At 59.3% G+C, this 19868-nt stretch carries 16 protein-coding genes; 6 read left to right on the top strand and 10 right to left on the bottom strand.

Going from position 1 to position 19868, the window contains the following annotated elements; translation table 11 throughout:
* Positions 1 to 82 precede the first annotated feature (82 nt).
* The gene (locus tag ACI77H_RS07420; protein WP_407011250.1) at positions 83 to 787 is read right to left on the bottom strand and encodes a YebC/PmpR family DNA-binding transcriptional regulator; all 705 of its coding nucleotides are present in this window, start codon (positions 785 to 787) and stop codon (positions 83 to 85) included.
* Positions 788 to 1005: 218 nt separating this feature from the next.
* Between ACI77H_RS07420 and ACI77H_RS07415 the strand changes: the two genes are divergently transcribed.
* Positions 1006 to 2334 (top strand): type VI secretion system Vgr family protein, encoded by a 1329-nt coding sequence (locus tag ACI77H_RS07415; RefSeq protein WP_407011249.1) that lies wholly within the window; start codon positions 1006 to 1008, stop codon positions 2332 to 2334.
* 238 nt (positions 2335 to 2572) lie between these two features.
* Here ACI77H_RS07415 and ACI77H_RS07410 read toward each other — a convergent pair whose 3' ends face one another.
* Positions 2573 to 3436, bottom strand: coding sequence for a LysR substrate-binding domain-containing protein (locus ACI77H_RS07410; protein ID WP_407011248.1), 864 nt, complete (start codon positions 3434 to 3436; stop codon positions 2573 to 2575).
* 109 nt (positions 3437 to 3545) lie between these two features.
* On the opposite strand from ACI77H_RS07410, the gene ACI77H_RS07405 reads away from it, so the two are divergent.
* The 3 genes from ACI77H_RS07405 to ACI77H_RS07395 all read left to right on the top strand — a co-directional run bounded on the left by ACI77H_RS07405 (position 3546) and on the right by ACI77H_RS07395 (position 6412).
* Entirely contained in the window at positions 3546 to 4655 is a 1110-nt protein-coding gene (locus ACI77H_RS07405; protein ID WP_407011246.1) for a 2-aminoethylphosphonate--pyruvate transaminase, read from the top strand.
* Between the two features lie 155 nt (positions 4656 to 4810).
* Positions 4811 to 5638, top strand: coding sequence for a phosphonoacetaldehyde hydrolase (gene phnX, locus ACI77H_RS07400; RefSeq protein WP_407011245.1), 828 nt, complete (start codon positions 4811 to 4813; stop codon positions 5636 to 5638).
* Positions 5639 to 5863: 225 nt separating this feature from the next.
* Complete coding sequence (locus ACI77H_RS07395; protein ID WP_407011243.1) at positions 5864 to 6412, top strand: cytochrome b; 549 nt, start codon at positions 5864 to 5866, stop codon at positions 6410 to 6412.
* A 7-nt stretch (positions 6413 to 6419) separates the two neighbouring features.
* On the opposite strand, the gene ACI77H_RS07390 is transcribed toward ACI77H_RS07395, so the two are convergent.
* Both ACI77H_RS07390 and ACI77H_RS07385 read right to left on the bottom strand, forming a co-directional pair.
* The gene (locus ACI77H_RS07390) at positions 6420 to 7337 is read right to left on the bottom strand and encodes a 1-aminocyclopropane-1-carboxylate deaminase/D-cysteine desulfhydrase (RefSeq protein ID WP_407011242.1); all 918 of its coding nucleotides are present in this window, start codon (positions 7335 to 7337) and stop codon (positions 6420 to 6422) included.
* A gap of 180 nt (positions 7338 to 7517) precedes the next feature.
* The gene (locus tag ACI77H_RS07385) at positions 7518 to 9557 is read right to left on the bottom strand and encodes an FAD-dependent oxidoreductase (RefSeq protein WP_407011240.1); all 2040 of its coding nucleotides are present in this window, start codon (positions 9555 to 9557) and stop codon (positions 7518 to 7520) included.
* 210 nt (positions 9558 to 9767) lie between these two features.
* Here ACI77H_RS07385 and ACI77H_RS07380 point away from each other — a divergent pair, with 210 nt between their 5' ends.
* A complete protein-coding gene (locus tag ACI77H_RS07380; RefSeq protein ID WP_407011238.1) occupies positions 9768 to 10898 on the top strand; it encodes a carbon-nitrogen hydrolase family protein in 1131 nt (376 codons plus the stop codon).
* Positions 10899 to 10901: 3 nt separating this feature from the next.
* Positions 10902 to 11942, top strand: coding sequence for an AraC family transcriptional regulator (locus tag ACI77H_RS07375; protein ID WP_407011236.1), 1041 nt, complete (start codon positions 10902 to 10904; stop codon positions 11940 to 11942).
* A 3-nt stretch (positions 11943 to 11945) separates the two neighbouring features.
* On the opposite strand, the gene ACI77H_RS07370 is transcribed toward ACI77H_RS07375, so the two are convergent.
* From ACI77H_RS07370 to clpX, 6 genes are all read right to left on the bottom strand, one after another.
* Positions 11946 to 12092 carry a hypothetical protein gene (locus ACI77H_RS07370; RefSeq protein WP_407011235.1) on the bottom strand — a complete coding sequence of 49 codons (147 nt, stop codon included), beginning with the start codon at positions 12090 to 12092 and terminating at the stop codon, positions 11946 to 11948.
* 199 nt (positions 12093 to 12291) lie between these two features.
* On the bottom strand, positions 12292 to 13125 hold the full coding sequence (locus tag ACI77H_RS07365) for a DUF2242 domain-containing protein (protein WP_407011234.1): 834 nt from the start codon (positions 13123 to 13125) through the stop codon (positions 12292 to 12294).
* 231 nt (positions 13126 to 13356) lie between these two features.
* Positions 13357 to 15228: a SurA N-terminal domain-containing protein gene (locus tag ACI77H_RS07360; RefSeq protein ID WP_407011233.1), complete on the bottom strand. Its 1872-nt coding sequence runs from the start codon at positions 15226 to 15228 to the stop codon at positions 13357 to 13359.
* A 233-nt stretch (positions 15229 to 15461) separates the two neighbouring features.
* Positions 15462 to 15734: an HU family DNA-binding protein gene (locus tag ACI77H_RS07355; protein WP_002552737.1), complete on the bottom strand. Its 273-nt coding sequence runs from the start codon at positions 15732 to 15734 to the stop codon at positions 15462 to 15464.
* Positions 15735 to 15881: 147 nt separating this feature from the next.
* Positions 15882 to 18278: an endopeptidase La gene (gene lon, locus ACI77H_RS07350; protein ID WP_027926069.1), complete on the bottom strand. Its 2397-nt coding sequence runs from the start codon at positions 18276 to 18278 to the stop codon at positions 15882 to 15884.
* Between the two features lie 238 nt (positions 18279 to 18516).
* The gene (gene clpX, locus ACI77H_RS07345; RefSeq protein ID WP_007946893.1) at positions 18517 to 19800 is read right to left on the bottom strand and encodes an ATP-dependent Clp protease ATP-binding subunit ClpX; all 1284 of its coding nucleotides are present in this window, start codon (positions 19798 to 19800) and stop codon (positions 18517 to 18519) included.
* Positions 19801 to 19868: the final 68 nt, after the last annotated feature.

Below are 19868 nucleotides of genomic sequence, written 5' to 3'. Positions count from 1 at the left end.
AGAAGAAATCGCAGCCTGCGACAGAGCCTACAGATACATCCGAAATTCTGCCTAAGCCGCAGGTTGCGATGTTTTTTGAGGGTTAACCCGCCAACCCGACAAACATGTCCTGCACGTCATCGTGGTTGTCGAGGCCTTCCAGGAACGCTTCGACTTCAGCCATCTGTTCGTCGCTCAGGCCGCTGACCGGGTTCTTCGGCTTGTAGCCCAGCTTCGCCGACAACACGGTGAAACCCTGCTCGGGCAAGGCTTTCTGCACCGAATCCAGATCGGACGCTTCGGTGATGAACAGGGTCGCGCCCTCTTCGCCAGGTTCGAAATCCTGTGCGCCCGCTTCGATAGCGGCCATTTCCGGATCGGCATCCGGGCTGTCCGGGGACGCCTCGATCATGCCCACATGGTCAAAGTCCCAGGCGACGGAACCGGAAGCACCGAGCTGGCCCTTGCGGAACGCGACGCGGATTTCTGCGACGGTACGGTTGATATTGTCGGTCACGCATTCAACGATCAGCGGCACCTGGTGCGGCGCGAACCCTTCGTAGGTCACGCGATGGTATTGCACGGTTTCGCCGAGCTGGCCGGAGCCTTTCTTGATCGCACGTTCCAGGGTTTCGCGGGGCATCGAGGCCTTTTTCGCCTGTTCAACCACCAGACGCAAATGTGCGTTGGTGGCAATATCGGCACCGTTGCGCGCAGCAATGGTGATTTCTTTCACCAGTTTGCCGAAGATCTTGCCCTTGGCGTTAGACGCCGCTTCTTTGTGTTTAACCTTCCACTGTGCGCCCATTACTCACTCTCTATCTGTGGCGCCGAGACATCTATTGGCCGACGCTTTGCGCAAGTTTATACGGCCTAAAGTTGGCAATCGACCAAAAAATCCATCCTGTCGAATCGACATCTTCACCGCTGGTTGTAGGGCGATTCTGAAACGTCGGTTTGCGGTGACCACAAAGGGCCATCGTTTCGTACCCTTTGTACCCGTACTCCAAGGCAGAAGCGCGAACGATGCACAACGACAAGGAAAGTCCCTTCACCCTGACACTGCTGGACAGTGATTTGAGTTGGCAGGTGGTTCAGTTCAATGGCCGTGAAGCCCTCAACCAGCCCTACCGATTCGACATCGAAGTGATCGGCCTGTTGCCGGCGATGAACCCGGATCATTTGTTGCAACAACCGGTGTTCCTCAGCCTGACGCAAGGCCTTGGTGTTCATGGCATCGTCCACAGCGCCAGCCACGAACATCGCGGTCCGCACTGGATCGGGTACAGGCTGGTGGTGGTGCCTTGGTTGCAAAACCTCGACCGGCAACGTTGTCGCCGGGTGTTTCATCAACTCAATGTACCGGCAATCCTGCGCCAGTTACTCGCAGAAAACGCCGTCCCCGCAGACAGCTATCGTCTGGAGCTGCCGAACGGGCGCTACCCCGTCAGGCCGTTTTGCATTCAGTTCGACGAGAGCGACCTGACGTTCCTGCAACGCCTCTGCGAAGAGGAAGGCATCCACTATCACTTCGAACATCAACGCAACGGCCATGTGCTGGTGCTGGCGGATGACAGCCTGAGCTTCCCCCAGGAACCGCTGCTGACGCCGTTTCATGGCGACACGCCCAAGCACGCAGACGGGCCCGTCATCAACGAACTGTTCCAGCGACATAACTCGCCCCCGCTCACCACCCGCCCCGCCCCACCACCGCTCGATCGCGAACAACTCAGCCGCCGAATACTCGAGCGGCTGCGCTGCCGGCATCGGCAGATACAGGGTCAAAGCGACCAAAGTGAATTGCGCAGCGGCCGTATCGTGCAAGTGTCGGAACATCCGTTGCCGAACTTCAACGATCAATGGCTGCTGACCGAACTCCGTCACCAGGGCCAGCAGCTGTCGATGCTCGCGGGGACCACCACCGACATGACTCGTCGTTACAGCAATCGGTTCACCGCTATTCCGTGGTCAACAGTGTTCCGCCCCGCGCTGAGCCATGCCAGGCCCGGCATTCCGGGCTTGCAGACGGCGCGGGTGCTCGGCCCTGTCGGCCAGCCTGCGGTGCTGGATGAACACGGCCGGATACAGGTCAGGCTGTGGCCCACCCAAACGTCCGATAACGATGAATCCGTCGGCTTTTGGCTACCCCTGGCCCTCGCCACAGCGGACGGTCGGATCGATCCGGCGAGGCTGCCGGTCGCCGGCACCGAGGTGCTCATCAGTTTTCTCGACAGCGACCCAGACCGCCCGGTGTTATGCGCGACGGCGAGCCATCCGCCAGCGCCTCGAACCACCCGACAACCACGCGGCGATGACCGGCTGCTGCTCGATTGGCTGATCAACCGTCAGGCCTGATCAGCCCTTGTCCGCCTTGCCTGCCGCCGCCGCAAACTTCGCCAGGCGCACATCCAGATGCCGTGGCCGACGCCCGTGGTGGCGACGTTCCTGGAGATGGTTCGCGAGAGTCTGGTGTAGGCCGGTCCGGCCTCATCGCGGGCGAGCCCGCTCCCACAGGATCTATGGCGACCACCTATTTTGTGTACGACGCAAATCCCTGTGGGAGCTGGCTTGCCAGCGATTGCCGCACCTCGGTCTATCGACCTGGCGCCAACCCGAAAAACGCCTGGATCAAGCGCAAATCCCGCCGCCGCTCCATGCATCCGATCATATGCCGATTGACCAGGCCGTCACCCAGAATCGGCACCGCCGCCACCCGTGGGTCATGGCTGACCTCCACCGATGACACCACGCCAACCCCCAACTGCGCCGCGACGGCTTCGGTCACCGCCTCACGACTGTCCAGTTCCAGCAACACTCGCGGGTTCACCTTGGCCTGGACGCAAGCCTCATCGAACGTGCGCCGGGTGATCGAATTCGGTTCGCGCAACACCATGATCATCTGATCCAGTTCCTTCAGCGGCACCCCTTTCGAACGCTGCGCCCAAGGATGCCCCGCCGGCACCAGCGCACAAATCCGCGACTCGCTCAGCGCCTGCAAATGCAAACCCTTGCGCGGCTCGACTTCGGTCAACACCGCCACATCGGCATGTTCCGATAACAGCGCCGCCAGGGTTTCCTGTGCATTGCCCAGGCGCAGGTTCACGGTGATCCCCGGATACCGCGCGCGCAGGCTCGCGAGCATCGGCATGACCATGTGCGGCCCGTCCGCCGCCACTTCCAGACGCCCGGTGAGCAATTGCCGATTGGCTTCCAGCATCACTTGAGCTTCTTCGGCCAGGCCAAACATCGCCCGGGTGATCGCTGCGAGTTTGGTGCCCTCCTCCGTCAGTTCCACCCGTCGCGCGGTGCGCCGCAGCAAGGTGATCTGGTAGTGCTCCTCCAACGCCTTGATGTGCCCGGTGACCGCCGGTTGGCTGATGAACAGTCGCGCGGCGGCCCGGGTGAAGCTGCCCTCGCGGGCCACCGCGTCGAAGGCGCGGAGCTGGAACAGGTTCATGAATAACTCTCACTGATGGCTGGCATAACAACAAACAATTTGATTGATAGCACGGCAAATTGCAATTTAAGCCCCGTAGCTTCATCCCATCGATTGCGAGGACACGCGAATGAGTACTGCCGAACCCATCCTGCTCACCCCTGGCCCGTTGACGACATCGGCCCGCACCCGCCAGGCGATGATGGTCGATTGGGGTTCATGGGATGATCGCTTCAATCAACTGACCGCCAGCCTCTGCGAGCAACTGCTGGCGATCATCAACGGCGGTGCCAGCCACCACTGTGTGCCCCTGCAAGGCAGCGGCACCTTCGCGGTCGAAGCGGCAATCGGCACCCTGGTGCCTCGCGACGGCAAAGTCCTGGTGCTGATCAACGGCGCCTACGGCAAACGCCTGGCGAAAATCTGCGAAGTGCTCGGCCGCTCAGTCAGCACCTTTGAAACCGCCGAAGACGAACCGACCACCGCCGCCGACGTTGACCGTCTGCTGCGGGCCGACGCCCACATTACCCACGTCGCGCTGATTCACTGCGAAACCAGCACCGGCATCCTCAACCCGTTGCCGGAAATCGCTCAAGTCATCGCGCAACACGGCAAACGCCTGATCATTGATGCCATGAGCTCCTTCGGCGCGTTGCCGGTGGATGCGCAGCAGGTGCCGTTCGATGCGCTGATTGCCGCTTCGGGCAAATGCCTGGAAGGTGTGCCGGGGATGGGGTTTGTCTTCGCTCGCAAAGACGCGCTGGCGAATGCCGCCGGCAACTCGCACTCGCTGGCGATGGACCTGTTCGACCAGCACACCTACATGGCCAAGACCGGCCAATGGCGCTTCACCCCACCGACCCACGTGGTCGCGGCGCTGCACGAAGCCCTGCTGCAATACAACGAAGAAGGCGGTTTGCCGGCGCGGCATCAGCGCTACGCCGACAACTGCAAAGTGTTGCTCGATGACATGGCCAAACTCGGCTTGCGCAGCTTCCTGCCCGCCGCGATCCAGGCGCCGATCATCGTCACCTTCCACGCGCCGAAAGACCCGCGCTACCAGTTCAAGGAGTTCTACGAACGCGTCAAGGCCAAGGGTTTCATCCTCTACCCCGGCAAATTGACCCAGGTCGAAACCTTCCGCGTCGGCTGCATCGGCCACGTCAACCAGGCCGAGATGCACGCGGCGGTGGCGGCGATTGCCGAGGTGTTGCGCGAGATGGAAGTGTTAGAGATCTAAACCACACCGCCTTCCCCTGTGGGAGCGGGCTTGCCCGCGATAGCGGTCTGACATTCGCCATAGATGTCGACTGACACGACCTCTTCGCGGGCAAGCCCGCTCCCACAGTAAAAGCTGTCCTCCACTAGCCAGTTTTCTAAAGGAATTTGATCACCATGAACTACACAAACCCAACCAAACTCCAGGCCGCCATCCTCGACTGGGCCGGCACCGTAGTCGACTTCGGCTCCTTCGCGCCGACGCAGATTTTTGTCGAAGCCTTCGCTGAATTTGACGTCCAGGTCTCCATCGAAGAAGCCCGTGGCCCGATGGGCATGGGCAAGTGGGATCACATCCGCACCCTGTGCGATCAGCCGGCCGTCGCCGAACGTTATCGCAAGGCGTTCGGCCGCACGCCGACCGACGATGACGTCACGGCCATCTACCAACGCTTCATGCCGCTGCAGATCGAGAAAATCGCCGAGCACTCGGCACTGATTCCGGGCGCGCTGGACACCATCGCCAACCTGCGTGCGCAAGGGATCAAGATCGGCTCGTGCTCCGGCTACCCGAAACAGGTCATGGACAAAGTCGTCGAACTGGCCGCCACCAGGGGTTACGTCGCCGATCACGTGGTCGCCACCGACGAAGTGCCTAACGGTCGCCCATGGCCGGCGCAGGCCTTGGCCAATGTCATCGCCCTGGGCATCGACGATGTCGCCGCTTGTGTGAAGATCGACGACACCGTGCCCGGCATTCTTGAAGGGCGTCGCGCCGGCATGTGGACCGTGGCGCTGATCTGCTCGGGCAACGCGCTGGGCCTGGACTACGAAGGTTATCGCGCCCTCGACAGCGAGCAACTGGCCAGCGAACGCAAGCGTATCCACGCACTGTTCGAGGGCTCGCGCCCGCACTACATGATCGACACCATCACCGATTTGCCGGCAGTGATCGCCGACATCAACCAGCGTCTGGCCAACGGCGAGATGCCGCAAACCAACTGATTCACCCCCCTCCCCCTGCAGGAGCAAGCTTGCTCACGATGAGGTCCTGTCATTCGGTACAGATGCTGAATGGAAGACCACCATCGCGAGCAAGCTTGCGCCTACAGCGTACGCGGCGCGTAGGGAAGCCAAATAGCCGCAGGCAAACAGACCAAAACAGGCTTACAGTTAAAGCACACCGTCGACCAAGAACGGTGGCCTGACCCGACCTGTGAGGAACGCCGTATGCCCTGGAAGAATTCCGACTCACGCTACAGCACCGTATCGATCACGCTGCATTGGTTGATGCTGGTCTTGCTGATACTGGTTTACGCCTGCATCGAATTTCGCGGGATCTTTCCAAAAGGCAGTGGTGGCCGGGCGCTGATCACCGAAACGCATTTCATGCTCGGTCTGACGGTGTTTGTGCTGGTGTGGTTGCGGCTGTTCGCGCGCAGCCTCGGCCCGGCGCCGCAGATCTTTCCCGCCTCGCCGCACTGGCAGACAGTACTGGCAAAATTGATGCACTGGGCGCTGTACATTTTCATGATCGCCATGCCGATTCTGGGTTGGCTGGTCACCAGCGCCAAGGGGCATCAGGTGATGTTCTATGGCTTTGATCTGCCGCTGCTGGTCTCGGAGGACAAGGCGCTGGCCAGGCAAATCGAAGGCTGGCATGTGCTCGGCGGCACCATCGGTTACTGGCTGATCGGGCTGCACGCCGTGGCGGGGATTTATCACCACTATGTGGTGGGCGACAACACGTTGCTGCGGATGATGCCCAAACGCGGCTGAACGCCTTTTATTGAAACCCGCGGCGGCCCTGCAAGCCGCCGGTGTGGATGAAGATCAGGCGCGTGCCCTCTGCGAATCTGCCGTGTTCAACCTGCTGTTTGAGCGCCAGCAACGCTTTGCCCGTATACAACGGTTCAAGGGGAATGCCGCAGGCCTGTTCGGTTTGCGTAATGAACTCGAGTAACAGTGGATCGACTTTGGCGAAGGCACCACGACTGGCGTCGAACAGTTCGTAGACCGGCTGGTGCAAGCCGGCCTCCTGCACAATCGATGCGACTTGCTGCGCCACGCCATGATCGTCGGGCACCGCCAGCGCGCCATAAACCGGATGATCCCCCGCCTCGGCCAGCACCAGGCCGGCCAGTGTGGTGCCGGTTCCGCAAGCCAGCCACCAGCCGTCGTAGCCGCTCCAGCCCAGACCCTTCAGTTGCTCACTGACCATCACCTTCAACCGCATGCAGCCCTTTGCGCCCGGCAATCCGCCGCCACCTTCGGGCACCGGAAGCAGATCAGGGTATTGCACCCGCCAGGGTTCCCAGAAATTCGCGTCGTGCCGCGCGCGATATCCGCCGTAACCCAGCCAGTGCAACTGCATGCCGAACGCCCGCAAGTCCATCACGGTGGGCGTGTCCTGCGGATGACCGCGCAGTAACCCAACGGTGGTGAAACCGAAGCGTTTGCCGGCAGCAGCCAGTGCATGCAGATGATTGGAATGAGCACCGCCGAGACTGATGACGCCTTCGGCACCGGCGAGGTCAGCGGCTTTGAGGTGTTCGATGAGCTTGAACCATTTGTTGCCGCTGATCAGCGGGTCGATCTGGTCGAGGCGCAGGATGGCGACTTCGATGCCTGATCGGGTTAGCCAATCAAGCTGCAGAAGATCGAGCGGGGCTTGGGGAAGCCAGTCACTGGGAGGGAGACGCATCGATGCCGGCTCTGGGTAAAGAGCCGGCATCTTAGCAGCCTTGAGGACGCCTTCGCGGGCAAGTCGAACCGTCGCACCGCCGCTCCCACTGGGTTAGCGCCGATCCGCAATTGCGTGAACGACGCCGATCAGGTGGGAGCGAGCTTGCTCGCGATAGCCATTGGCACGCTTGGCCTGCTGTTACAACTGCGCAGCCAACCGCGAACCCTGGTTGATCGCCCGCTTCGCATCCAGCTCCGCCGCCACGTCCGCGCCGCCAATCAGATGCACGTTCTGCCCGGCCGCGACCAACCCGTCCTGCAACTCGCGCAACGGATCTTGCCCGGCGCAGATCACGATGTTGTCCACTGGCAGCACTTGCGGCTCACCGGTTTCGCCGATGCGGATGTGCAAACCTTCGTCGTCGATCTTCAGGTATTCAACGCTGTTGAGCATCTGCACCTGCTTGTTCTTCAGACCGGTGCGGTGAATCCAGCCGGTGGTCTTGCCCAGGCCGTCGCCGACCTTGGATTTCTTGCGTTGCAGCAGGAACACTTCACGGGCCGGTGCATGAGGTTCAGCCTTGATGCCGGCGACACCACCGCGCGCTTCAAGGTGCGTGTCGATGCCCCACTCTTTCCAGAACGCGTCACGGTCAAGGCTGGTGGCTACGCCCTGATGCACCAGGAATTCGGACACGTCGAAACCAATCCCGCCCGCACCGATCACGGCGACCCGTTTGCCCACCGGTTTACGCTCGAGGATCACGTCCAGGTAGCTCAATACCTTGGCGTTCTCGACGCCCGGGATCGCCGGTACACGCGGTGCGATACCGGTGGCGAGGATGATCTCGTCGTAACCGCCTTCCACCAGTTTCGCCACGTCGACGCGGGTGTTCAGGCAGACCTCGACATTGGTGGTTTGCAACTTGCGATTGAAGTAACGCAGGGTTTCAAAGAACTCTTCCTTGCCCGGCACACGCTTGGCGATGTTGAACTGACCGCCGATTTCACTGGCCGAATCGAACAGCGTCACTTGATGACCGCGCTCGGCAGCCACGGTCGCAGCGGACAGACCCGCAGGGCCAGCACCGACCACGGCGATTTTCTTGATCTGCTGCACCGGCAGGTAGTTGAGTTCGGTCTCGTGACAGGCGCGCGGGTTGACCAGGCAAGTGGTCAACTTGCCGCCAAAGGTGTGATCCAGGCACGCCTGGTTGCAACCGATACAGGTGTTGATTTCATCCGCACGGCCAGCGGCGGCCTTGTTGACGAAGTCGGCGTCGGCCAGGAACGGCCGCGCCATGGAAACCATGTCGGCATCGCCTTCGGCGAGAATCTGCTCAGCCACTTCCGGGGTGTTGATGCGGTTGGTGGTGATCAGCGGAATGCTCACCGAACCGCGCAGTTTGGCGGTGACTTTGCTGAACGCGCCACGCGGCACTTTGGTGGCGATGGTCGGAATCCGCGCTTCGTGCCAGCCGATACCGGTGTTGATGAGGGTTGCACCGGCCTGCTCGATGGCCTTGGCCAGGGTCACGATTTCTTCCCAGGTGCTGCCGCCTTCCACCAGGTCGAGCATCGACAGGCGGAAAATAATGATGAAGTTCGGACCGACCGCTTCACGTACCCGGCGAACGATTTCCACCGGCAGACGCATGCGATTTTCGTAGCTGCCGCCCCAGCGGTCGGTGCGGTGATTGGTGTGCGCCGCGAGGAACTGGTTAATGAAATAACCTTCGGAGCCCATGATCTCGACGCCGTCGTACTCGGCGGTTTGCGCCAGGGTCGAGCAGGTGACGAAATCGCTGATCTGCTTCTCGATGCCTTCCTCGTCCAGCTCTTTGGGCTTGAACGGGTTGATCGGCGCCTGAATGGCGCTCGGCGCGACTTGCTTCGGGCTGTAGGCATAACGGCCGGCATGCAGAATCTGCATGCAGATCTTGCCGCCCGCCTCATGCACCGCGCGGGTCACGATCTGATGCTTGAGTGCTTCATCGAGGGTGGTCAGCTTGGCCGCGCCGGAATACACGCCGCCTTCATCGTTAGGGCCGATACCGCCAGTCACCATCAGGCCGACGCCGCCACGGGCGCGCTCGGCGAAGAAGGCGGCCATGCGTTCGAAGCCGCCGGGCTTTTCCTCAAGACCGGTGTGCATCGACCCCATCAGGGTGCGGTTGCGCAACGTGGTAAAACCCAGGTCCAACGGAGCCAACAGGTGCGGGTAATGAGCGGCGGTCATCGGTAACTCCACAACGAGCGATCACGGAAAAAGTGTGGGCGCTCTTTGGCGCCCCTCTGCCATGTGTAACAGACTATGAGCAGTCACCCAGCCACTCAATGGCCGTAACTGACAACTTAATGATCAAAATGCGCAGCAGCGCTTGGCAAGCGCCGGCATGGGCCCTACCCTAGTCAGCGAACCCTGCACACGGCCGTCGACTGTTTTCCCATGCGCAAACTTCTGTACCTGTCTTTCTCCCTGGCATTGATTGCCGTCCTGACAACCTACGCCATGTGGGCCGCGGATCGTCCGGCGGGTCATTATCTGTCGGACCTGCGTATCGATCTCGCCATCGATCAGGGCCTGCCTGCCGATCGTGGCAATCTTCTGGGCATCCAGCCCGAACTGTTTCCCACCGACTACCAAAGCCCTGAACGCTTGCACCGCAAACTCGCGGCCTATTTGCAAAAAGCCCAGGAACAGGGCCTGTTGAATGAAAAAACCATCGTCGTGCTGCCTGAACATGTCGGCACCTGGCTGATGGTCAGCGGCGAGAAAGACGAGTTGTATCAGGCCACCACGCTCAAGGAAGCCATGAACTGGCTGGCGGTAAGCAACCCGCTGAAGTTCATCCGCGCGTTGATCAGCGCCAAGGGTGACAACCGCCTCGACGATGCGCACCTGCGCATGAAAGCCAAGAGCATGGCCAAGGACTACCAGGCGCTGTTTGGTGGTCTGGCTAAGGAGTTTCACGTGACGCTGGTGGCGGGCTCCATCGTGCTACCCGCGCCGAGCATCATCGACGGCACTCTGAAAATCGGAAGTGGTGCGCTGTACAACAGCAGCGTGGTGTTCGGCCGCGACGGCCTGCCGATTGGCCAGCCACAGCGGCAGATGCACCCGATCTTCGATGAAAAAGATGTGATCGAAGCCAATGGCGAACACACGCTCAACGTCGTCGACACCCCGGCCGGACGCCTGGGCGTGCTGATCGGCAGCGACAGCTGGTACCCGGACAACTACCGCAAACTCGACAATCAGGGCGCGCAATTGGTTGCGGTGCCGGCGTTTGTCATCGGTCGCGGAACCTGGGACAAGCCATGGCGCGGCTACAAGGGTTTATCGACACCCGGTTCCGTCAGTCTCAAGGCTGGCGAACTGAGCGAAGGTCAAGCCTGGCATCGCCTCACGCTGACCGCTCAACCGCCCAGCAGCCAGGCCATCGCTGGCATGAGCGTGTTCCTGCGCGGGCAATTCTGGGATCAGGGCAGCGCCGGGCAAAGCTTTCTCAGCCGCAACGGGCAGCATTTCGCCGGTGGAAATGTCCGTGGCGCGCGCCTGCTGAATCTTTGGTTGTGACTCATGAAACCGTTGCCGATGCGTCTGGGCGATCTGTCGGTGGGCTTTGTTCATAGCCTGGCCGACGCGGTGCGCAGTCACGGCATCGATCCTCAACCCCTGCTCGACCAGTATGGCCTCGACCCTGCCCGGCTTGGCGAAGCCTGCGCCCGGCTGTCGATCCCGCGCTACATGCGCCTGGGGCATGGTGCCATCCAACTGACCGCTGACCCGGCATTGGGTTTGCGCATGGGCCAGCTCAGCCGTCTGAGCCAGGCCGGCCTCGCCGGGGTTACTGCCGCGCAGGCGCCGACAGTGCGCGAAGCAGCGCGTTGTCTGATTCGCTTCGAAGCCTTGTACGGCTCCAACTATCGTGGCCAATCAAGCTTTCACGAAGACGCCCGGGGCGCCTGGCTGCGGTTCTATTCCATCAGTCCTTACAACGCCTATAACCGCTTCGTGGTGGACTCGATCATCGCCGGCTGGCTGCAACAATTGTCCAGCGTCAGCCCCATTCCCTTGAGCGCTGAGCGCATCGAGATCGAGTTCGAAGAACCGGATTACCGAGAGTCTTATGCGGTGCTGGGCGATTGTCCGATCCAGTTCGGCGCCGAACAGAATCAACTACGTCTGAGCCTGGCCAGCCTCGCCCAGCGCAACCCGCTGCACTGCCCGAGTACGTGGCGACATTTGCTGCAACTGTGCGAACGGGAACTGGAACAGCTGACACGCACCCGCAGCCTGCGTGAACGCATCACTCAGTTGCTGGGGCCGTTGCTCAATGGTGGCCGGGAACCCGACCTGGAAGAAGTGGCGGCACGCCTTAAGCTGCCTACCTGGACCTTGCGCCGCAAACTCGCCGAGGAAGGCACGCAGTTTCGTGCAATTCTCAACGACACTCGTCGCGACCTGGCCATGACCTACATTCGTGACACCGAACTGGCGTTCGGTGAAATCGCCTACCTGCTGGGCTTTGCCTCAGCCGAAGCGTTTCAACGTGCTTTCAAACGCTTGAGCGGTCAGACACCCGGCGAGTTTCGCCGCAGTCACCGCCAATTGGCCTGACGCTTACAACTCGGTAGCGTCTTCGGCCGGTTCCAGCGGGTCGAGTTCAAATGCCTGAAACTCGAGCAGTTCTTCTTGATAATCGTCCATTTTGCATCCCCCGCAGTTCATTGAAAAAGCGCCTGAATAAATGACCAGCTCCTTGAGCATAAAGTGCCTGCGTGAAAGAAAAATGACGCAGGCACGACGCTTCGTCGCTACTGAATAAAACGTAGCAGGTGGTCAGGAATTTATCACAGGATTTTTTCGATACAGGCCGTAGGAATGTGGCCTGGTTGATGCGGGTCAATCTTCAACACTGTTCCGGGATCGATGGGCTGCGAGCCGATCCCGGAACGTCAGTCAGCGATTACTGGCTGGTGACAGGCATGGCGTGAATCGGTTCGCTCGGCGGAGGCAAATTCGACGGCGCCGGTGGCGTGACGTTTTCGGTCGACGGCGCCGATTCGGCATTCTCGGCCGGGGCAACCGGTGCGGGCTCAGGCGGCGGTGCAACCGGTTCCGCAGCGGGTGCCGGTGCAGGCTCGGCTGCCGGTGCTGGAGCTGGTTCCGCGGGCGGTGCCGAAGTTGGCACTAACGGAGCAGGTACAGCCTTGGTTTCAGGTACGCCCAGATCGGTTTTCGGCTTCTCGACGATGTGCGCGGCTTTTTTCGCTTCCGGCGGCAGGAACAACTCCACCAGGGTGAAGAAGCGCTCATAGAACTTCGACGACGAAACGGTTTCGCTGGCGACCTTGACCATCGAGTCGTCGGACGAGCCGATCGGCATCGATACCGAACCCAACACGCCAACACCGAGGCTGGCGGAGTTGTTGGTCTTCTTCAGCGCATAGCGATCCTGCAAAGCGTTGGCGAACATGGTCGCGTGATGGCCTTCGCTGCCATCATCGGCACAAACCACGCTGAAGCTGATCTCCATGTGGGTCTCACCGGTCTGCTGGAAGCTCTTGTGACCACTGATCAGTTTCGGATCGCTGCTGGTGATGATGTAGCCCTGGCTGAGCAACGCGCGACGAGCGGCTTCGCAGCTCTGCGCATCGGTCACTGGGTAATTGCGCGAAAACGTTCCGGAGTCGTCGAAATTCTCATGCTCATAGATCGGGGCTTTTTTCGACGAGCAACCGGCCGCGACGGCCAGCATCAACGCCAGCCCCGCAACCCGCACGGAAAATGATTTAAACATTGAACATCCTGAAGAAAACGGTCCGGGGCGTATTGTGCAACAGATCGATGCTTAGCGTCGCACCGATTAGTGTCTTGAAACAGTTACAAGTGTAATGACTGCCATTGACAGGAAAAAGTCGTTCGAAAAACACCCCAAGCGACGGACAGCGCCTGTAAAACTTTCTCACGCCCACAAAAAACCCCGGCCTTTCAGCCGGGGTCTTTATGTCGCGGGAAACTCAATCAGGCATCAGAAACGCTTGATGTCCGCTTCCGCTTCCAACTGTTTGCGGTAAGCCGCAAAGTCTTGCTGGCCGATGCGCGAGGCGAGGAAGCGACGGTATTGAGCCTTCTCTTCTTCGGTCGGTGCAGCGGCTTCGTTGACGCCGTTCAGGCGCACGATCACCAGGCTACCATCGGCCAGGGTGACACTGCTGAAGGTCGGCTTGTCTTTGGCAACCGGTTTCGGCATGCGGAACAGCGCTTGCAGCACAGTCGGGTCAATCCCTTCCTGAGCACGCGTCGCTGCGGCGGTGACTTTCCAGCTCTGACCGTCAATCGCCTTGTCCAGCGGCGCCTTGCCCTCACGCAGGCTGGCGATCAGCTCATCAGCCTTGGTCTTGGCGGCAGCACTGGCGTGCTCCTTGGCCAATTGCCCACGGATGGCGGCAGACACGCTTTCCAGCGGCAATTGTGCAGGCTTCCGGTGTTCCTTGGCGCGCAACACGATCACGGTTTCCGGATCGAGTTCGATGGCGGTGCTGTTGGCACCCTCATCCAGCACTTCAGGACTGAACGCGGCGGTGATCACCGCACGGTTGGCGGCAACGCCGTCGCCACCTTCCCGGCCGAACGGCTTGGAGGTGTGAACGGTCAGTTTCAGGTCCTGTGCCGGCTGGGCCAGATCGGAAGATTCGAACGACGAGTCTTCCAATTGCTTGGTTGCCTCGACGAAACGCTGCTCGACCTGCTGGGCTTTAAGCTCTTTGGTCAGCTTGTCTTTCAGGCTGGCCAAGGTCGGAACTTCCGGCGCCTCGACACCCAGCAGCTTGATCAGGTGGAAACCGAAGTCAGTGCGAACCGGGGCCGAAACCTGATCCTTGGTCAACGCATACAACGCGGTTTCGAACGCTGGATCGTAGACGCCCGGACCTGCGTAACCGAGGTCGCCGCCGTTGTTCGCCGAACCCGGGTCCTGGGAGAATTCCTTGGCCAGGGCCTCGAACTTCTCGCCTTTGGCCAGGCGGGCCTGAACGTCTTCGATCTTGGCCTTGGCTTGCGCCTCGGTCACCTTGTCGTTCACTTCGATCAGAATGTGCGCCGCCCGACGTTGCTCGGACAGATTGGCGATTTCTTTCTGATACGCCGCTTGCAGGTCTTCGTCTTTCACCGCGACCTGATCAAAGAAGGAAGACTTCTTCAGTTCGAGGTAATCAATGATCACCTGATCCGGCGTCATGAATTCCTTGGCGTGCTCGTCGTAGTAGGCCTTGACCTCATCGTCGGTCAGCTTCACAGCCGCCGGGTCAGCCTTGACGTTCAGGGTAGCGATATCGCGGGTCTGTTTTTCCAGACGGGCGAAGGCCAGCACCTGTGCGTCGGTGACGAAACCGCTGCCTGCCAGGCCCGCGCGCAACTGACCGATCAGCATTTCCTGAGCCAGCATCTGGCGGAATTGCATGCGGCTGTAGCCGAGCTGACGAATTACCTGATCGAAACGCTCGGAGCTGAACTTGCCGTCCACCTGGAATTCAGGGGTTTGCAGGATCACCTGATCCAAAGCCGCTTCGGAAAAAGCGAATTTCGAGTTTTCTGCGCCTTGCAGCAGCAGTTTGCGGTCGATCAAGCCTTTAAGAGCCGATTCGCGCAGCATTTTTTCGTCGAGCAAGGAAGCATCGAAGTCCTTGCCCAGCTGTTGCATGAGTTGACGGCGTTGCATATCGACCGCCTGGCTCAGCTCGTTCTGGCTGATTTCTTCGCCGTTGACCTTGGCCGCATCGTTACGATGGGTGGTGGCTTGAAAAATGGCGTCGAAACCGGTCAAAGCCATCAGTGCAACGATGACCCCAATAATGGTCTTGGCAATCCAGCCTTGTGAATTGTCCCTGATATTCTGCAGCATGCGTCCCCCAGAAACGGTTGAACTTCAAAATTAGGCAACCGTGGAGCGTGGGTAGAATCCGGATAGAAGAAAGGCGCATCCGAGGATGCGCCTTCTCGTAACTGGCGGAGCGGACCAAGGGTTCGAACTTGCGACCCTCAGTGTCTCGGACCGGCAACCTGCCGACTGGACTACCGCTCCGCTGCCAGGTCAGGCATGACCCCGACCCGGATAGGCAAAAACCTGAATCGAACTTAGTTGACAGCTTCTTTCAGTGCTTTACCGGCTTTGAAACCTGGTTTTTTGGCTGCTGCGATTTCCAGCGTCTTACCGGTCTGTGGGTTACGACCAATGCGAGCTGGACGATCAGTCACGGAGAAAGTACCGAAACCAACCAGAACAACAGAGTCGCCAGCCTTGAGAGCGCCAGTGACGGATTCGATTACAGCGTCCAGCGCACGGCCAGCAGCAGCTTTCGGGATATCAGCGGATGCAGCGATAGCATCAATCAGTTCCGACTTGTTCACTCTAAGTCCCCTTATATCTATTTGAGTATGATTCTAAGTTTTTTGGTGAAAGCAAAAACGAGTGCTGAATGGCCTACAGACACTTAAGAGCCGCTTTATAACAAGGGCTCTAAAAAGCTGTCAACAAGCCCCCCAGGCAAATGCGTACTAATGCGTGCTAATTCTTTCCTTAGAGTCAGACTCGCGTTTTTCATCCTTTGCAACTATCTCCGGAGCGACATCGGGCAAGGGCTCCGGCGCGTATTGCAGCGCAATTTGCAGGACCTCGTCAATCCATTTAACCGGTTTAATCTGCAGATCTTGCTTGATATTGTCGGGAATTTCCTTCAGATCGCGTACGTTCTCTTCAGGAATGATCACCGTCTTGATCCCGCCACGGTGGGCAGCAAGCAGTTTTTCTTTCAGGCCGCCAATCGCCAGCACTTGACCGCGCAAGGTGATTTCACCCGTCATGGCCACGTCAGCGCGCACGGGAATCCCGGTCAATGCCGACACCAGCGCCGTGCACATGCCTACACCGGCGCTAGGGCCGTCCTTCGGGGTTGCCCCTTCCGGCATGTGGATGTGCGTGTCGCGCTTCTCGTGGAAGTCCAGGGGAATCCCCAAGCTCTTCGCGCGGCTGCGGACAACGGTCAAGGCAGCAGTGATCGATTCGACCATCACGTCCCCCAGCGAACCGGTCTTGATCAACTGGCCTTTGCCCGGCACGACAGCAGCTTCGATGGTCAGTAATTCGCCGCCCACCTGAGTCCATGCCAGCCCCGTCACCTGACCAATCTGATCCTGCGATTCAGCCAGGCCATAACGGAATTTACGCACGCCCAGGAAGTGCTCCAGCATCTCGGCAGTGACCTTCACCGAGAAGCGTTTTTCCATTGCATGCTCTTTGACCGCCTTGCGGCAAACCTTGGCAATCTGGCGCTCCAGCCCACGTACACCGGCTTCGCGGGTGTAGTAGCGGATGATGTCGCGGATCGCTTCGGCATCGAATTCCAGCTCGCCTTTCTTCAAACCGTTGGCCGTGATCTGCTTCGGCGAAAGATATTTGACGGCAATGTTGATCTTCTCGTCTTCGGTGTAACCCGGCAGACGAATCACTTCCATCCGGTCGAGCAGCGCCGGCGGAATATTCATCGAGTTAGAGGTGCACAGGAACATCACATCGGACAGGTCGTAATCGACTTCCAGATAGTGATCGTTGAAGTTGTGGTTCTGCTCCGGATCGAGCACTTCCAGCAACGCCGATGCTGGATCGCCACGCATGTCGCTGCCCATTTTGTCGATTTCATCGAGCAGGAACAGCGGGTTGCGCACACCCACTTTTGTCATCTTTTGAATCAATCTTCCTGGCATCGAACCGATATAAGTCCGGCGATGTCCACGAATTTCCGCTTCATCACGCACACCACCGAGGGCCATGCGCACGAATTTACGGTTGGTGGCGTGAGCAATCGACTCCGCCAGCGAGGTTTTACCCACACCTGGAGGACCGACCAGGCACAACACCGGACCACGAATCTTCTTCACGCGTTTTTGCACGGCGAGGTATTCGAGAATCCGCTCTTTGACTTCTTCCAGACCGTAGTGGTCGGCGTCGAGGATGTCTTCTGCACGTGCCAGGTCCAGACGCACTTTACTCTGAGCCTTCCACGGCACCTGAACCAGCCAGTCGATGTACGAACGCACCACGGTCGCTTCCGCAGACATTGGCGACATTTGTTTGAGCTTGTTCAGTTCTCCCTGGGCCTTGGCCAAGGCATCTTTCGGCAGGCCAGCGGCATCGATGCGCTTTTTCAGCTCTTCGATTTCGTTGTGGCCTTCGTCGCTGTCGCCGAGCTCTTTCTGAATGGCCTTCATCTGCTCATTCAGGTAGTACTCGCGCTGACTGCGCTCCATTTGTTTTTTAACGCGGCCGCGAATGCGTTTTTCGACCTGCAGCAAATCGATCTCGGCATCCAGCAACGCCAGGACGTGCTCGACCCGGGCCGACAAATCGATGATTTCGAGGATTTCCTGCTTCTGCTCGATCTTCAGGGCCATGTGCGCGGCCATGGTGTCGACCAGGCGGCCTGGCTCGTCGATGCTGTTGAGCGACGACAGAACCTCAGCGGGGACTTTCTTGCCCAACTGCACATATTGTTCGAACTGAGCCAGCAGGCTGCGGACAAACACTTCCGACTCGCGCTCAGGCGCGTCGACTTCGTCGATCAATGAGACTTCGGCACGGCAGTGGCCGTCCACTTCGCTGAAGCGCTCCACGGCGCCCCGCTGCTCACCTTCGACCAAAACCTTGACTGTGCCGTCAGGCAGCTTGAGCAACTGCAGTACGGTAGCAATCGTACCTACGCGATAAAGTGCATCTTCACCGGGATCGTCGTCAGCAGGGTTTCTCTGAGCCAGCAGAAGGATCTGCTTATCGCCCGTCATCGCTGCCTCGAGGGCTTCGATGGATTTCTCGCGCCCCACGAACAGCGGGATAACCATGTGCGGATAAACCACAACATCACGCAATGGCAGGAGAGGCAATTCGATGGTTGTCTTCATGATTTCGCCTCTACGGCGGCCATAAGGCCGTAAACAGATGGAAGTAAGCTTGAAACCAAGATGGGGGCTTGTTTAGAAAAAAACAAGCGCATAAAAGCAGTAAAAGGTCGCAGCCTGAAGAAGCTTGAGAAAATGGTCAGCTGTCAGGCCGCCATCGCTGCGGTGCGGCGATCCGACAGGCCAGCTCCCAAAAGCAAAGGGGCCCGAAGGCCCCTTCTTTATTCCAGCTGCGTGACGCTTAAGCGTCTGGCGCGGCCTTGGCTGCCGGCTCACTGTTTTCGTAGATATACAGTGGCTTGGACTTGCCTTCTATAACGCTTTCATCGATCACTACTTTACTCACCTCGGACTGCGAGGGGATCTCATACATAGTGTCGAGCAATACACCTTCGAGAATCGAGCGCAGTCCACGGGCACCGGTCTTGCGTTCCAGGGCACGTTTGGCGACCGATTTCAGTGCGTCGGCCCGGAATTCCAGGTCCACGCCTTCCATCTCGAACAGTTTGGCGTACTGTTTGGTCAGAGCATTTTTCGGCTCGGTGAGGATCTGCATCAGTGCAGCCTCATCAAGCTCGTCCAGCGTGGCGAGGACCGGCAGACGACCGACGAATTCCGGGATCAGACCGAACTTGACCAGATCGTCAGGCTCGACTTCACGCAGGGATTCACCGACTTTCTTGCCTTCTTCCTTGCTGCGCACTTCTGCGTTGAAACCGATCCCGCCCTTGGTGGAACGGTTTTGAATAACCTTTTCCAGACCGGAGAACGCACCGCCGCAGATGAACAGAATGTTACGGGTGTCGACCTGAAGGAATTCCTGCTGCGGATGCTTGCGACCACCTTGAGGCGGAACGGAAGCAACCGTGCCTTCGATCAACTTGAGCAGGGCCTGCTGCACGCCTTCACCGGAAACGTCCCGGGTGATCGACGGGTTGTCAGACTTGCGCGAGATCTTGTCGATCTCATCGATGTAGACAATGCCCATCTGGGCTTTTTCCACGTCGTAATCGCACTTCTGCAGCAGCTTCTGAATGATGTTCTCGACATCTTCACCCACGTAACCGGCCTCGGTGAGGGTGGTTGCGTCAGCGATGGTGAACGGAACGTTCAGCAAGCGGGCCAGTGTTTCGGCAAGCAGGGTTTTACCCGAGCCTGTCGGGCCGATCAGCAATATGTTGCTCTTGCCGAGTTCGACGTCGTCATTCTTTTTGTCACGCTGGTTCAGGCGTTTGTAGTGGTTATACACCGCTACGGCCAGAACCTTTTTCGCACGTTCCTGACCAATTACGTACTGATCAAGGATGCCGCTGATTTCTTTAGGCGAAGGCAATTTATGCGCGCTGCTTTCGGCCTGGGCTTCCTGCACCTCCTCACGGATGATGTCATTGCACAGGTCGACGCACTCGTCGCAGATAAAGACCGAGGGGCCGGCAATCAACTTGCGTACTTCATGCTGGCTTTTGCCACAGAAGGAGCAATAGAGCAGCTTGCCGTTGTCCTCGCCGTTGCGGGTGTCAGTCATTCGTTCGATCCAAATCCGATAGGCTTGCAACACAAGATGAAGGCTATTGCGGGCTTTTTCAAGCCCGC

The sequence above is a fragment of the Pseudomonas sp. O230 genome (assembly GCF_045447035.1).
In the GTDB taxonomy this organism is placed as follows: domain Bacteria; phylum Pseudomonadota; class Gammaproteobacteria; order Pseudomonadales; family Pseudomonadaceae; genus Aquipseudomonas.
Note: the sequence above shows the minus strand (reverse complement) of the source record. Positions and strands in the feature narration are given on the sequence as shown.

Coding starts and splice junctions, on each gene's coding strand:
- ACI77H_RS07420 (WP_407011250.1), bottom strand. CDS start 787: ATGGGCGCACAGTGGAAGGTTAAACACAAAGAAGCGGCGTCTAACGCC.
- ACI77H_RS07415 (WP_407011249.1), top strand. CDS start 1,006: ATGCACAACGACAAGGAAAGTCCCTTCACCCTGACACTGCTGGACAGT.
- ACI77H_RS07410 (WP_407011248.1), bottom strand. CDS start 3,436: ATGAACCTGTTCCAGCTCCGCGCCTTCGACGCGGTGGCCCGCGAGGGC.
- ACI77H_RS07405 (WP_407011246.1), top strand. CDS start 3,546: ATGAGTACTGCCGAACCCATCCTGCTCACCCCTGGCCCGTTGACGACA.
- phnX (WP_407011245.1), top strand. CDS start 4,811: ATGAACTACACAAACCCAACCAAACTCCAGGCCGCCATCCTCGACTGG.
- ACI77H_RS07395 (WP_407011243.1), top strand. CDS start 5,864: ATGCCCTGGAAGAATTCCGACTCACGCTACAGCACCGTATCGATCACG.
- ACI77H_RS07390 (WP_407011242.1), bottom strand. CDS start 7,337: ATGCGTCTCCCTCCCAGTGACTGGCTTCCCCAAGCCCCGCTCGATCTT.
- ACI77H_RS07385 (WP_407011240.1), bottom strand. CDS start 9,557: ATGACCGCCGCTCATTACCCGCACCTGTTGGCTCCGTTGGACCTGGGT.
- ACI77H_RS07380 (WP_407011238.1), top strand. CDS start 9,768: ATGCGCAAACTTCTGTACCTGTCTTTCTCCCTGGCATTGATTGCCGTC.
- ACI77H_RS07375 (WP_407011236.1), top strand. CDS start 10,902: ATGAAACCGTTGCCGATGCGTCTGGGCGATCTGTCGGTGGGCTTTGTT.
- ACI77H_RS07370 (WP_407011235.1), bottom strand. CDS start 12,092: ATGCTCAAGGAGCTGGTCATTTATTCAGGCGCTTTTTCAATGAACTGC.
- ACI77H_RS07365 (WP_407011234.1), bottom strand. CDS start 13,125: ATGTTTAAATCATTTTCCGTGCGGGTTGCGGGGCTGGCGTTGATGCTG.
- ACI77H_RS07360 (WP_407011233.1), bottom strand. CDS start 15,228: ATGCTGCAGAATATCAGGGACAATTCACAAGGCTGGATTGCCAAGACC.
- lon (WP_027926069.1), bottom strand. CDS start 18,278: ATGAAGACAACCATCGAATTGCCTCTCCTGCCATTGCGTGATGTTGTG.
- clpX (WP_007946893.1), bottom strand. CDS start 19,800: ATGACTGACACCCGCAACGGCGAGGACAACGGCAAGCTGCTCTATTGC.